Below are 13,777 nucleotides of genomic sequence, written 5' to 3' on the forward strand. Positions count from 1 at the left end.
CGAATTCAGAGACTTGTTTTTTTTATTAAGCTTTATTTTTTAACTTGTCTTCATTTTTGATATTATTAAGTGATTGTTTCAAAACTTTAAGTAAACCATCGCTACTATAGATTAAAACATTTGATTTATAAAGTCGAGCAGAGAACAGGAGTATAAACAACATCGTTACAAACATAATCCCCATGGAAATCCAGACTTGTAAATTACTTGCTACACCTGTTGCAATTTGCATTGGCAAGACGAAACTCGAAATAAAAGGGATATAACTTGTCACGGTCATCACGATATTATCAGGTTGAGAAGCAAAAATTACAGAAAGCATGTAACCAAGTAGCCCAATCATTGTCATTGGTGTTTGTGCTTTAGGTACATCTTCAACACGAGAAATCAATGAACCGGAAAGAGCTGCTAAAAATGTAAACAGGAGAATTCCTAAGATGACAATCGGAATTACAAGCCAAAATTGTCCAGTAAACACTTCTTGAAGATTTAAACCGTTAAGGAAGCTACGCATCATGTCATTATCTCTGAAGATTAGATAACCTACCCCAATCTGAACAGCATAAGCAAGAACATTGACTGAGCAGACTAAGATAATCCCCACTAATTTTCCATAAAAATGAGTTTCGGCTTTAACGCTTGAAAGAATCACTTCCATGATACGCGTTCCTTTTTCGCTGGCAATTTCTTGCGCCACAATACTACCATAAGTTGCAACAAAAATCCAAATCATGACAATCAAAACTGTTGCTATCACCTGTCTCAAACCAGAATAATCTGTACCTTGAATTCGATTGCCATCCGCGTCAAACTCAACATGCACAGGCTCTAATTTCGCGGAAGAAAGAAGGTTCGTTTTTTCTTCTGGTGACAAGCCTAATTGAGTGGCAAAGATACTTTGCTGGATTGCTGTAAGTGTCTGTGAGACAGTCATTTGAGTTGCCGTATCAAGAGAACGTGTGGTTTCTAAGGTTGAGCTTATTTTCCCTTGCTCCATCTCTAAAGCTAAAATCGCGCCTACATCTTCATCTTTAAGTTTACGATTTGCCGCTGTTCTGTCCATTACTTCATACTTAATATTGCCTTTAACTTCAGTCAGCGCACTTCCAATTTCCTTGCTTTTTGTCACTACCGCAATACGATCAACATCACCTGCTCCATCATCCGCTACTCTTGCAATCACATAAATAACTAATCCAATAAGAAGCGGGAGAAAGACCATAACTAAAAAGGCAACTGATTTAACATTTTTACGAAAGACTTCTTTCACGATTGTCCAAAACTTACTATTCATGAGCATCACCTGCCTTCATTTTGAATATTTCTTCCAAGCTTGGTGGTTGTTGTGAAAACATCTGGATATATCCTGATTGTGTAACATAGTCAAAAACAGCTTTTCCTGCTTCTTCATTTTCTAAAGTTAACTCATAAGTACCATTACGTTCCACCTGTACTTCTTTTACACCTTCTAGCTGAGCTAATTCTTCTTGTGATACCGGTGCTTCAATAAATACTTTGGTCCGCCCAAAACTTTGACGTACAGCATCAACGGTTCCATCGAGGATTTTCTTACCTTCTTTTACCATTATCATCTTATCCACCATTTTTTCGACATTCAGCATATTATGGTCTGAAAAGACAACGCAGACTTTTTGCTCACGTAATTCAGCTACAGCTGTTTTGAGCAACTCTGCATTCACAGGATCTAAACCAGAGAACGGTTCATCTAAAATAACAAGCTTCGGTTCATGAATCAGCGTAGCTATAAGCTGAACCTTCTGCTGATTCCCTTTTGATAATGTTTTAACCTTATCTGTGCGCTTGCCTTTAACCTCAAATTTTTCCATCCAATAATCGATTTTCTCATCGATTTCTTTTCGTGTTTTGCCTCTTAGTTGACCAAAGAAACGCAACTGAGTTTCTATACTATCTTTAGGATAAAGTCCTCTTTCCTCTGGTAAATAACCAATGATGTTATATTCATCACTAGAGAGCGGCTTACCATTCCAGAGCACGCTTCCTGAATCTTGCATCAAAAAATCCAATATTAATCTAAATGTTGTTGTTTTTCCCGATCCATTTTGTCCAATAAAACCTAAAATTTCACCATCTTCAATAGTAAAACTCAGATCATCAACAGCAACAAGTTCTCCGAAAGTCTTTCGGAGATTTTTCACTTCGAGCATCCCTTCCTCCTTAAAATTAAATGATAATCTTTTAACTTAGTATACCTTATTAAGTAGATATATTGAAGTAAAAACCTTATTCTTTCCTAGTTAGAGGTGAAAAATTAAAAAAGAAGCAAGTTCTCCTTGCTTCTTGTGTCTACTTTTTTACTAAGGACGGATAAAGCTCACGCCCGCTGTTGAACATTCACGTTCAGTCCCCCAACCACCGTTAAAGTTGCCTTCTTTGACTCTCATCGTAGAGCCAGAAACAGAGATGACTACTGCAACGTGTCCAACGCCACCGGCACCCTGGTTTCCTGGTGGAAAGACAGCAATAGTTCCCGCTGCTGGTCCACTGTTTGCGTAACGTACCCAGTCTGCCGCATTGCCTACATATGTTGGAATTGCACCACCAAAGTAATCCCAAACATAAGCCGTACATTGTCCAGCTGGATATGGATTCGTCGTTGAAACTGGTGGTTTAGGATCTGTAATTGGCGGCGTTGGCGGCTTAGGTTGCTCAATTTCAGGTTCTACAGTTGGATTGCCTTCATCAACAACTGGTGGCGCCACTGGAGCTGGTTTACTTTCCGCTACAGTTTCTTTGACCTTTTCCTGTTGGGCTACCACTGACTCTTGTGTAGCTACTTTTTGAGCTTGAACAGCTTCTTGTGCTGCTTGCTCAGCTTCAGCTTTTTGAGTTAACAATTCTTGTTTTTTGCCTTCTTCAGATGCGATTGTGGCTTGGTAATTAAGTTGCGCAACTTTAAGTTGTGCTTCTTGTGTTGCCAATTCATCGGCCTGAGTGCTCAACTCTTGTTGCAAGCGTGTGACTTCCGCGTATTTTTCCATATTATCTTTGAGTTTCACTTGAACATTCTTTTGATCTTGTTCTTGCTGTTCAATCATGGCCTTATTGGCACCTGCAACAGTCGACATAGCTGTGATTTTTTGAATGGCATTGGTTAAAGATTTAGAATCCAAAATTGCTGAAATATAATTCGTTGCTGAACCATCAGTTTGAGCACTTCGTGCTTGGGCTTCTAATGCGTGACTACGTTCCTCAATATTCTTATCCAATTCACGAATCTGTGTAGACTGCGCTTTTTGCTGTTTTAATAGCTTTTCTATCTGTTCTTGCATTGAAGTTTGCTTAGCTTTTAGAGCCCCTACTTGGGTCCCAACTGCTTCAACTTTCGCTTGAGCTAGACTGGCCTCATCCTTCAAGTTTGCAATCTTTGAGTCCTGTGCTGCCAACTTATTTTCCGTTGAATCTGCCTTTACAGCAGCTAAGGGAGCACCTGTAGTCAGGACAAGCGTTGAAAGCATCAGCGTCATAATTAATTTCTTTTTCATAAACTTTAAATATACTTCCTCATGTTTTCTTGTTTGAACATTACTATTGTATCACAAAACCTTTTGTTTTTGTTACAAAAACCACTTATCGTGTTACATTTAAATTACCTATTATTGCATCAGCGTAACCTGTTTTTAATACACTATATAATTTAAAGAAACAAAAAAAGCTCCAAAATAAGGAGCTTTTAAATAAAAGGGCGTTAATTAATATTATAGTTTTGCAAGAACTTTATCAACAAAGGCATCAACTTCATTGATTTGTTCTTTTGTTAAATCACCACCAGCAGGTGCGAAAAATGTCATACCTTGCATGTTTAAATGCAAATCAAAAGATTCTTCATTAACTTTAATGCCTTTGTCTTTTGCTGCTGCAGTAATTTTTTTAATTGCAGATTCCAAGTGACCCGAAGTAGAAAAGGCAACAATTTGTTTGATTTTACCACTGTCTAAAGCTGCCAAGTATTCCTTCATATCTTTTGTTACAGAAGCAAACCAAACACCTGCTCCAAGAAATAAGACATCTACTTCCTCTTCTAGGGGTTCAGAGATTCGATCTGCTTTCACATCAATTTTTTTCGCAATTTCATCAGCAACTGCACGTGTATTTCCACCTCGTGAAGCATATCTTACTGCATATTTCATCTTAATAATTCCTCCTTTGTTCCTTCACTTATAGACTATCATATTTTGTGAAGTATGTGAAATTTCTAGCTTATAAATTTCGTGGACTTCTTCATATTGTTGCGGTTATTCCACATAAAAAAGCTTTTCCTTGAAAAGCTTTTTTATTTACTTATTCTACGTCTCCCTTTTGGCTTAACTCTTTTATAGGATGAACGAGACAGACGCGCTCTTTTATGTTCTAATTTCTTTCTACCTGCTTCGCGAACTAATACGAACTCAGGCAATTGATTATATTTCATAGAAAGTACGAGCCCTAAACCAATAATGTTACTGATCAATGCCGAACCACCTTGTGAAATGAACGGTAAAGGAATACCCGTCAATGGTACTAAGCCAATCGCTGCTCCAATATTTTCAAAGACATGGAACAGAATCATCATAATAATCCCCGTGGATATAAAGATATAGAACTGATTATTGGACTGGAAAGTCACCCGAATCATACGATAAATCAAGATGAAATAAAGTAAAATGACAAAAGTTGCACCGACAAAACCAAAATCTTCTCCGATAACGGTAAAAATCATATCTGATTCACGGACTGGTACGTTGACATTTGCCACTCCAAATCCATGTCCAAAGAGACCGCCGACACCGATAGCAATCAAAGCACGAGATTGTTGAAGTGAGAATGTTTGTGTGTACTCAAAGGGATGAAGCCAAGCTAAGAAACGATTAACCTGATATTGGCTGAAAACAGTTCCTAAGAGCTCTTGTCCCTTAGGATTCATCACCATAGCTACAACACCCACAGCAACAAGGATAGCTATGAGGAGGACAGGCAAGATAATTTTCCAAGATACCCCTGAAACAAGAATGATTCCTGCTGCAATCACAAGGAAAACCATAAAGGTACCAAAGTCTTTTTGCAAAGCTGCAAGAATAGCAATGGGCACAGTAGCCAAGCCAATTTGTCCAATTAAGATAAAATCATCTTTAAGATAACGTTTTTTCAGTTTGTTTTGAAAGGAAACGACAATCCTTGCTAAAAACAATATATAGGCTATTTTCATGAGCTCCGAGGGCTGGAAAAGGTTGGTGTTATGAAAGGCAACCCAGTTCTTTGCACCTGTCAGCTCATACATCGAAGGGCTGTAAAAGAATATGGGCAGCACCATCAAAATAAGACCAAAACCATACAGAACCGGCGTAAGGTTCCAAAGCAGCCTCGAGTCCATATGCATGACAATTAAGGCTAAAATAACACCGACAATAATCCAAGTCCCTTGTTGTCCAACCATCTTAACCGCTTGTGTCGGATAATCATGACTTACAGCAACCCAAATGGCATAAAGACCGATAACTGTTAAAAGAAAAGCCGGCAGAATAAGCGCATAGTCAATACGACTGTCAAAAGTTAGCTTATTTTTAGGCTGCTTTTTCTTTTTATTTATTGTATTTGTTTTATTATTCAAAATGAAGCTCCATCACTAGAAAGTCTATAGGCTCTATTATACATTATTTATATAAAAATGGTTGCTTTCGCAAAACCATTATTGTTTGTTATTTAAAGTTCTTCTTAGAACAAATTTCCAAGTAAGTTTCCACCGAAGATTAAAGCATACGAATAGAATAAAATCGGTAGTGGCTTACATAAAATCATCACCCAGTTAAAGAATTTCCAACTCATACGAGTCTGACTCGCAATGAGAACCAAAGCATCATCAGGCGCGATTGGTGAGAGAATTAAAAGTAGAAAAGCGATATTAAATCTCTTTTGCCCTTTTTCGAGCCAAGCCATATACTTATTGTAGGTTTTCTCTTTAACAAAGACCTGAACTAAGGACTGTCCATACTTTCGACCAAGATGGAAAAGTATCACTGAGCCAACAACTATCCCGACATAATTGTAAACAAACCCCCAGAAAGGTCCAAATATTAAGACCCCTGCTGCAATTGTTAATCCTCCCGGAATAATCGGAATAATTACTTGAATAATTTGCATACAGAAGAAAATTATCGGACCAAGCAAAGCATGCGCTGTTACTAGACGTTTCAAAATTTCTTGATCTTGAAAAGCCCCGAGATGCCAGAGGTAAACACTACCAACAATAGTAGCAATAAAACCCAAAATTGTAATCACGTTAAAAACTCGTTTGGTATATTTTAAGACATTGTTGTTCATCTTCACCTCGTGTGGATTTAGTTTGCTCTTTCTTTCAGATATTTTTCGCCTTCTTCAATCCAAAGTTCTCTTTTCTCAGCTAAACTTTTAAAGCCAATCTTATTACGAGAATCTGTGAATCGTTTTTTACGATAAAAGTAATGATTTTGTGGATTTTCTTCGAGACTGCGAATGGAGAGACTGACTTTACCATTGTACTCATCAATATCTATTATCTGAGCTTTTACATGTTGCCCTACTTTGATAACTTCTCGAATATTTTTGACGAAACCTGACTGAACTTCAGAAATATGAATCAAGCCTTTATGTTCAGTATTTTGACGGTCCGCAAACTTTACAAAAGCACCATAATCTTGGAGCCCGATTATCTCAGCAGTGACTTTATCACCAATTTTTACGGATTTATCAATCATTTTATTTCTCGATAATTTCAATATTTTCGATGATTACATCGTCAACTGGACGATCTTGCATTCCGACACGTACAGCGGCAATTTTATCTAAAACTTCAAATGATTTTTCATCTACAAGTTGGCCAAATACTGTGTGACGCCCATCCAGATGCGGTGTTCCACCTTGAGTGTAGACTTCAGCAACTTCTTCAGGCCAACCACCATCAATCAAGGCTGATTTTGGATAAGGGAGATTTTGGTTTTGAACAATGAAGAACTGGCTTCCATTTGTATTTGGTCCAGCATTGGCCATTGACAAGGCACCACGAATGTTGAAGGCATCTTGTGAAAATTCATCTTCAAATTTTTCACCATAGATTGATTCACCACCCATACCTGTTCCTGTTGGGTCGCCACCTTGAATCATAAAGTCTTTGATAATACGGTGGAAAATAATACCATCGTAGTATCCTTTTTTGCTGAGTTCACCAAAGTTTTTAACAGTTTTTGGAGCAAGCTCGTCAAAGAGTTTCACAGTCATATCCCCATGATTAGTATGGATGATTGCTGTTGTTCCATCATATGCTTCAAGATTAAGTTGTGGGTAAGTCATTTGTTTCTCTTTTCTAAATTTTATCAAAAATCTCGTAGATGAGACTTTCATTTTTGTAAGTTTAATCGATGAGTTGAAGTGTACGCAAAGCTTTTAAAATACCATCATTCTGTACTGTATCCGTGACATAGTCTGCTTTTTCCAAAATGAGAGGATGTGAGATTTTCATAGCCACCGAAAGTCCAGCCAAATCAAAAAGCTCCTTATCATTAAGCTCATCGCCAAAATTCATCATATTTTCTGGTGCAAGACCGAGATATTCTAATACTTTCATACAACCATTGGCTTTGCTCCCTAAAACTGGAACAATATCGGAAGAATTCGGGTGCCATCGTACCATTCTTACTTTTTGAGCTAAACGTTGAGGCAGTCGAAGTCTTTGATCATGTTCAGAGATTGTAAGGAGTTGAAAAACATCATGCTCTTTGTAGTAATCTGGTTTAACTTCGAGTACGCCATAATCAGCGGGAATAACGCTCTCAGTTAATCCTTCCCATTTTGAAGCTTTTAAGTTCTCATTTCCTACAAAAAGATATTCAGCACCTTCACTCTTTAGCCAAGACACTATTTCATCAACTGTTTTTTTGTCCAAGGGATTTTTGTAAATAATCTCCTGCGCCTGGTTTTGCACCAAAGCACCATTAATCGTTACAAAAAAATCAGGATTTAAATTGCGGATTTCAGGGAGAACATTATAGTAATTTCGTCCTGTCGCAATACCTGTTTTTATTCCTTTTTGGCGTAAAGTTTCAAAGATAAAGGGTAAGCTTTCGGGGATATAGCCTGTTTTTAGGTCACGTAAAGTATCATCAATATCGAAAAAAATAATTTTGATTTTTGAAGCTTTTTCGATTAAATCTTTCATGACTCTATTATACCAGATATAGGTTATTTTCGCTATTGTACATACAATTAGGGATGATGATTTCTACTTTTTAAAATTTTTTACTGATCGACCAGTTTGTGTTGGATAGCATAAATTGTTGCTTGCGTCCGATCATTCACTTCTAATTTATTAAAGATGTTAGAGACATGTGTTTTAACTGTTTTAAGACTTATAAATAGTTGATCCGCAATTTCCTGATTAGAAAGCCCCTGGGCTAATATTTTCAAAACTTCCATTTCTCTTTTTGAAAGATTGTCATACAATTCAGGTTTTCGATGCTTTTGTTGATTGATTTTTTCTTTAACCGCTCCCGACAAAACATCTTGCCCGCTCGCAACTTTACGGATAGCACTGGCAATTTCGGCAGCCTGAGAAGTTTTGAGAATATAGCCTTTTGCCCCAGCAGCCAAAGCTGGAAAGACTTTTTCATCATCTAAAAAGCTCGTCAAAATCAAAATCTTCTGTTCTGGCATTTCCGCTAAGATTTTTTGCGTCGCCCCAATGCCATCTAGACGGTCCATAACCAAATCCATCAGAATGACATCTGGTTTTAAATTTTTTGCTTTAAGATAGCCTGATTCGCCATCCGCTGCCTCTCCTACGACTTCAATATCGGGCTGAATATTCATAAAGCTAGAGAGCCCTAAGCGGACCATTTGATGATCATCAACAATTAATAATTTTATTTTATCCATTTTTTCCTTTTAACTTCTTATTGGTTCACTTGTGGAATGCGTATCTCGACACTTGTACCTTGATTTGGCGCACTAATAATTTTAACATCCCCACCGAGCAAAAGCGCGCGCTCTTTTATATTGACCAGACCATAGCTGGCTGATTTACTGTCTCGTGTATCAAAGCCGACACCATCATCTGCTATTCTAAGAATAATATTGTCATACTGCTCTTTTAGAACAACTTCAATATTATCAGCTTGTGAATGCCGTAGTGCATTGCTCAGAATTTCCTGTGCCATACGGAAGAGGTTATCTTCAATGTTAGATGAAGCTTGAATATCACTGAGTTTCACATTAATATTGGCGGATATCTTTGCTTGTAATTCATCCGTTAAGGAATTTAAACCTGCCGAAAGAGACTTGCCGTCCAATTCAATAGGTCTTAAATGCAACAATAAGGCTCGCATCTCATTTTGTGCTTCATGCAAGATTTTTAAAACTAAACGTGTTTGCGTCAAAATTTGATCTTGCGTGAGATTAGAGTTTTCAGCTTCGCTACCCGTTACAGAAGAGAGAATCATCGTTGCGGCAAAAAGTTCTTGACTGACCGAATCATGAAGCTCACGTGAAATACGTTTTCTTTCCGTTTCCACAATTTCTGCTTTATTTGCTGATTTTTGACTTGAGAGTTCTTGCAGTTCGACAGACATCTCTTTTAAGCGCAAATGAAGAGCCTTCAATTCTGGATGCTCCGGTTCTTGATTTTGACTCACACGCTGGATATCTTCATAAAAGTTTCTCTTAATTTTGCTGTTTTCCAAAAAATTGAAAAAAGTAAAAACTAAGGCCAATAATCCTGCTACCGAGAGAAAAATCCAGATACCATAAAAATTATTCGCAATCTCGCCCATAATACTGGCTGTTGAAACACCGCTCGTGATTGAAAACAATAGCACATCAACCAAAACAATAATGATAAAAAGGACGGTAAAGGTTTTAATGATTGATTTCTTCATCCTTTCACCACCTCAACATTTCCTGTTTCAACCTGGAGTTTAATACGCATCCGTTTTTGCATATCTTCTGTCATATCTGAGAAATAACGAAAATTTACAGGGTTAATTTCGGTCTCTTCATCAAAAATCTTGACAATGCCATTGTGTACCGTAATTTCTAAAGCTACGGCAACATCTTCCGGCACGATAATTTTAGTATTTCCTGCTGATTTTTTGATGCTCAAGCTGTTTCCTTCAGGCCTAAAATTGACATCGTAGAGATCAATCACATCATTTCCATTTGCCCGTGTGATGTCTTCCTGACTCTCCGCATAAGCTTGGCTATAAGAAGAATTTGGCATCGTGTAGGCTTGCCTTTTCCAAAAACTAATCCCAACCAAAAGAGGAAAGAGAAGAGCAAGCCAAAACCATCCAGCTGTCAAGAGCATTACTGCAAAGAAAATCCAGAGCACAGCTGTGACAGGACGGAGAAAGGTTATTTTACGTGACAATATACTGAAAGATATAGCTAAAGCAAGCAATACAAGAAAGTACGGTGATTTTATAATATGCAAAAGCAAAGCAACTATGATACAAAGCTCTATAACAATAAATGTTTTTATCCGTCTATTCATACCTCTATTCTACCAAAAAAAGACCGCTCTATGCTCGGTCTTTGGTCTTATTTTGAAATTTCTATTTAGCGAATACCTAAAGCGATACGCGCATAGCGGCTCATTTTATCTACTGTCCACGCTGGAATATTTTTGAAATTCACTTTTAATTGTTGTTATATCAGTGATTATAGACTACTCTACTTTAAAAGTCAAATGATAAATGGCTTGGACTGTGTACTCAATGTACTATAAAACAACTTCTAAAAACTCTTTTACTCTTAGATAAAGTTAGTTTAAAAGTTTTATACAGAGTTACTCCTCACTGATTACGTTTATATTTCAAAATAAGCACTGTTGCTATTTTTCTTTAAATACTTACTTTGGTAAATATTTAAAATCTTCACTTTCTATTAAACCATTATAAACTTAATTAATTTTAGTAGGAGCTCTATTTATAATCTCTTCTAAGTGTCGCATGTCATACTCTGGGAAAAATAATTTTCCTTTACTGAAGAATGGCAAATCATAATCCTCCTCTAAGTTCTCTAAATCCTTCTTATCACCAAAGAAATCGAGTCTCTTACCTTTTTCGGTCTTCTCAAGTAATTCTTTAAATTTCTCTCCTTTTTCAAAGTAAATACAATTGTAGAATACCACCAGCATTTCGTCAGCAGAAAGTATTCCTCTAAGTACACCAGAGTAGAATTTCTTTTCATCCATAGTCAGTTCTACATCCATAATGTATTTCAAACATCTGTATAGTGTTCTGAAATAATTACCTGAATCACCTTCAAATTCAATAAATACTTTTTTCAATATTTTCTTAATATCAATTTCATTTAATTCATAAGGAAACTCGCTATCTCTATCCCTATATATATTGCTAAATTCACTAATATTTTTGAATTTTTCACTAAACATTTTAAAATCTTCATTTCTTTCATTTTCCCAGTCAATGCTTGGTCTTGAATTATTTTTATGAGCATTATAATCGTTCAATCCATTGAATCCCTGCAGCACAAAGGAAGTCCCTCCATAGCGACCTCGGGTAGATATCACTCTAACTGATTCAAATTGTTCTCTTAACTGTGCCTCAACTGAGTGTTTTGTCTTATCTTTTAACCTATAATTATTACGAATAACCGATTTTTTTGAACTCTCCGTGAGTAGTTCTCCATATTCTTCAACAAGTTCTTTTAAACTTACGCTAATACCTTCACCTTTTTTTAATTCCACAATCTCCTCCTCTTTAATCTCCATATATTCGATTTTTCCCGATAATTTACTTCCGCTTTATTTTAATATCTTATCATCTTGAACTCCATCACATAATTGATGAGTTACCCTCTAACTTTGTATGTCCTCTTTATCCCATACAAAATATTACTGTATCTTACAGGTCCGTAATGTCCATTAATATATCTTCTACTCTATTCTCCTCTTTCCATAGCTTGTTTAAGCATTTATTCACATATAGGCATACTATTTACTTTCAAATTTTATCTGTATATTTTAAATAGCGCTTATTAAATTCCTATGTATATTTATCTTTATAGGGAATAAATAAGCGCTATTTAAAATTTACTCAACGAATTAAACAACTTACTAGTTCATCCGTCAGAGAATCTCTAGCTTAATTGTACCGCATGAGTAAAGTTATGGTTATTAAACAAATACGATATATCTTGATTCTTTTATTGTTATATATCTTATTACATTTAGATTTATTTACCATTGCCTTTATACCATTTCAATACTAACATTTGTCTATAAACAAATATTACCTAAAGCTAATAATCATTAACTATAGCTAAAAATATTTTTTATTAGAAAACAAAAAAACATAAAAATGAAAAATAGCACCATTACTTTGGAAATCCAACCTCCAGTATAGAGCTCAGCTATGAATTTCTATTAAAGTATATATGTTACGTTACGTTTATTTTATGTTTTTATTTATTTTCGATTTTGTTTTTATATATAAATTATATCACATTTACATTACTTTGTCAAGAGGGTACAAATTTTTTTGTACATTTATTAAATATCAATATTATATCTTTAGTATTAATATGAATTTTGTTGTAGTAATATAAAAACAAACAAATCCCAATGTGATGTTGCGGATATTACAGCTTGCTGGATTATCAAGCAACTCACTTAAAAATATCTAGACAATAGCGCAAGCGGATGTCGGATATTTTTAGAAGAAGATTAATCTTGAAACAATAATCAGGACCCTGTTTATTAATCAATATCTCATTATTATCAATGCAATTATTTTATATTAGGCATGATCATTTGGATAATAAGCAAATAATTAGACACACCGTGAAAAAATTTTTTTAATTATATCTTACATAGGTACGTACATATAATAACTTTCCGAAAAATCAGATATTATAAAAAATATTTCTAGGCAATAATCCCTATAATAAAAAATGACCAATAGTCTAACTGAAAAGGTCATTTTTATACTTTAACAAGGGTTATGGTACTTACAAAGAGACATTATAATTGTTCAGAATAAGCACTATTTTCCAATACTTTATTTTGATGATTCATAGATCTGATAAAATTGAATTGAACTTTCTTTTTTTTGTATTCTTACTTTCTAAAAATTCATTCTTCCAAGATAAAATAAACTTACTTCTAGGGTACCACCATGCTTTTATTAATTTCATCATATTATGATATTCCCCCATTTCCTTATATTCTTCAAAAGTATAGCTAGTGTTCATTTTAAATTTCTGATTTAACTTAAATTCAGAAATTATTTCAGTATAATCAATTGGGTCATCAATATCTTTTAATTGCATACCTATACTTTTTATAATGTCAAAATGAATATTAAATATATTTCTAAACTCATCACTGATAGTGAAGGTCAGAGGTTCTTCTTTATCTTCTGGCATTGATGAAATGCGAAGGGATATAAACATTCTTTCGACTATATTTTCAAAAGAATTATTGTTGAATTGTTCTTCATAAAGTTCAACAAAAGGAATAGCAACATTTAATAAATACCTATTTTTTTGGTTATTCATTAAACATTCAAAGAAAGTATTAGAAAACTTTCTAGCATTAGGGTTCTCTTCCATCCAAGAAACTAAAAATTTACTTTGAATTTTATCCTCAAGTTGTGCTACATATACTGCACAAAAATATTCCTGGAACGTTCTATGAGAATATTTATACTTCAAGCCGTCTCTAATCAACATACAAACAGCCTCTGTTAAATCTATTATATAGTGGTCAGGG

General features: G+C 35.3%; 13 protein-coding genes and 2 pseudogenes. All 15 read right to left on the minus strand.

Features of this window, described 5'->3' with window-relative positions; genetic code table 11:
- Positions 1 to 25: 25 nt before the first annotated feature.
- Entirely contained in the window at positions 26 to 1,294 is a 1,269-nt protein-coding gene (locus tag LACDD01_RS04290; protein WP_019291656.1) for an ABC transporter permease, read from the minus strand.
- A complete protein-coding gene (locus LACDD01_RS04295; protein ID WP_061413350.1) occupies positions 1,287 to 2,186 on the minus strand; it encodes an ABC transporter ATP-binding protein in 900 nt (299 codons plus the stop codon). The genes LACDD01_RS04290 and LACDD01_RS04295 overlap by 8 nt, the downstream gene beginning before the upstream one ends.
- 150 nt (positions 2,187 to 2,336) lie before the next feature.
- The gene (locus tag LACDD01_RS04300) at positions 2,337 to 3,524 is read right to left on the minus strand and encodes a coiled-coil domain-containing protein (RefSeq protein ID WP_061413352.1); all 1,188 of its coding nucleotides are present in this window, start codon (positions 3,522 to 3,524) and stop codon (positions 2,337 to 2,339) included.
- A gap of 213 nt (positions 3,525 to 3,737) precedes the next feature.
- Positions 3,738 to 4,169, minus strand: a complete 432-nt coding sequence (locus LACDD01_RS04305; RefSeq protein WP_061413354.1) for a flavodoxin family protein — start codon at positions 4,167 to 4,169, stop codon at positions 3,738 to 3,740.
- A gap of 143 nt (positions 4,170 to 4,312) precedes the next feature.
- Complete coding sequence (locus tag LACDD01_RS04310; RefSeq protein WP_019293734.1) at positions 4,313 to 5,626, minus strand: FtsW/RodA/SpoVE family cell cycle protein; 1,314 nt, start codon at positions 5,624 to 5,626, stop codon at positions 4,313 to 4,315.
- A 104-nt stretch (positions 5,627 to 5,730) separates the two neighbouring features.
- Complete coding sequence (locus LACDD01_RS04315; protein WP_019291660.1) at positions 5,731 to 6,336, minus strand: TVP38/TMEM64 family protein; 606 nt, start codon at positions 6,334 to 6,336, stop codon at positions 5,731 to 5,733.
- A 17-nt stretch (positions 6,337 to 6,353) separates the two neighbouring features.
- Entirely contained in the window at positions 6,354 to 6,749 is a 396-nt protein-coding gene (locus LACDD01_RS04320) for a CvfD/Ygs/GSP13 family RNA-binding post-transcriptional regulator (protein ID WP_019291661.1), read from the minus strand.
- A gap of 1 nt (position 6,750) precedes the next feature.
- Positions 6,751 to 7,341 carry a peptidylprolyl isomerase gene (locus LACDD01_RS04325; protein ID WP_061413356.1) on the minus strand — a complete coding sequence of 197 codons (591 nt, stop codon included), beginning with the start codon at positions 7,339 to 7,341 and terminating at the stop codon, positions 6,751 to 6,753.
- Between the two features lie 61 nt (positions 7,342 to 7,402).
- Positions 7,403 to 8,206, minus strand: coding sequence for a Cof-type HAD-IIB family hydrolase (locus tag LACDD01_RS04330; RefSeq protein WP_061413357.1), 804 nt, complete (start codon positions 8,204 to 8,206; stop codon positions 7,403 to 7,405).
- Between the two features lie 80 nt (positions 8,207 to 8,286).
- Entirely contained in the window at positions 8,287 to 8,922 is a 636-nt protein-coding gene (locus LACDD01_RS04335) for a response regulator transcription factor (RefSeq protein WP_004258491.1), read from the minus strand.
- Positions 8,923 to 8,939: 17 nt separating this feature from the next.
- Entirely contained in the window at positions 8,940 to 9,920 is a 981-nt protein-coding gene (locus LACDD01_RS04340; protein ID WP_061413359.1) for a sensor histidine kinase, read from the minus strand.
- Positions 9,917 to 10,534, minus strand: a complete 618-nt coding sequence (gene liaF, locus LACDD01_RS04345) for a cell wall-active antibiotics response protein LiaF (protein ID WP_061413361.1) — start codon at positions 10,532 to 10,534, stop codon at positions 9,917 to 9,919. The genes LACDD01_RS04340 and liaF overlap by 4 nt, the downstream gene beginning before the upstream one ends.
- A gap of 65 nt (positions 10,535 to 10,599) precedes the next feature.
- Positions 10,600 to 10,686: pseudogene (locus tag LACDD01_RS12640) on the minus strand (aromatic ring hydroxylase); the annotation flags it as partial.
- A 256-nt stretch (positions 10,687 to 10,942) separates the two neighbouring features.
- Complete coding sequence (locus LACDD01_RS12305; RefSeq protein WP_061413363.1) at positions 10,943 to 11,776, minus strand: putative phage abortive infection protein; 834 nt, start codon at positions 11,774 to 11,776, stop codon at positions 10,943 to 10,945.
- A 1,301-nt stretch (positions 11,777 to 13,077) separates the two neighbouring features.
- Positions 13,078 to 13,777 (minus strand): annotated as a pseudogene (locus LACDD01_RS04355) (hypothetical protein); the annotation flags it as partial.

The sequence above is a fragment of the Lactococcus sp. DD01 genome (assembly GCF_001578715.1).
GTDB lineage: Bacteria > Bacillota > Bacilli > Lactobacillales > Streptococcaceae > Lactococcus > Lactococcus petauri.

What these genes read in the sequence shown, in the direction of transcription:
- LACDD01_RS04290 (WP_019291656.1), bottom strand. Translation starts at nt 1,294, where the DNA reads ATGAATAGTAAGTTTTGGACAATCGTGAAAGAAGTCTTTCGTAAAAAT.
- LACDD01_RS04295 (WP_061413350.1), bottom strand. Translation starts at nt 2,186, where the DNA reads ATGCTCGAAGTGAAAAATCTCCGAAAGACTTTCGGAGAACTTGTTGCT.
- LACDD01_RS04300 (WP_061413352.1), bottom strand. Translation starts at nt 3,524, where the DNA reads ATGAAAAAGAAATTAATTATGACGCTGATGCTTTCAACGCTTGTCCTG.
- LACDD01_RS04305 (WP_061413354.1), bottom strand. Translation starts at nt 4,169, where the DNA reads ATGAAATATGCAGTAAGATATGCTTCACGAGGTGGAAATACACGTGCA.
- LACDD01_RS04315 (WP_019291660.1), bottom strand. Translation starts at nt 6,336, where the DNA reads ATGAACAACAATGTCTTAAAATATACCAAACGAGTTTTTAACGTGATT.
- LACDD01_RS04320 (WP_019291661.1), bottom strand. Translation starts at nt 6,749, where the DNA reads ATGATTGATAAATCCGTAAAAATTGGTGATAAAGTCACTGCTGAGATA.
- LACDD01_RS04325 (WP_061413356.1), bottom strand. Translation starts at nt 7,341, where the DNA reads ATGACTTACCCACAACTTAATCTTGAAGCATATGATGGAACAACAGCA.
- LACDD01_RS04330 (WP_061413357.1), bottom strand. Translation starts at nt 8,206, where the DNA reads ATGAAAGATTTAATCGAAAAAGCTTCAAAAATCAAAATTATTTTTTTC.
- LACDD01_RS04335 (WP_004258491.1), bottom strand. Translation starts at nt 8,922, where the DNA reads ATGGATAAAATAAAATTATTAATTGTTGATGATCATCAAATGGTCCGC.
- LACDD01_RS04340 (WP_061413359.1), bottom strand. Translation starts at nt 9,920, where the DNA reads ATGAAGAAATCAATCATTAAAACCTTTACCGTCCTTTTTATCATTATT.
- liaF (WP_061413361.1), bottom strand. Translation starts at nt 10,534, where the DNA reads ATGAATAGACGGATAAAAACATTTATTGTTATAGAGCTTTGTATCATA.
- LACDD01_RS12305 (WP_061413363.1), bottom strand. Translation starts at nt 11,776, where the DNA reads ATGGAGATTAAAGAGGAGGAGATTGTGGAATTAAAAAAAGGTGAAGGT.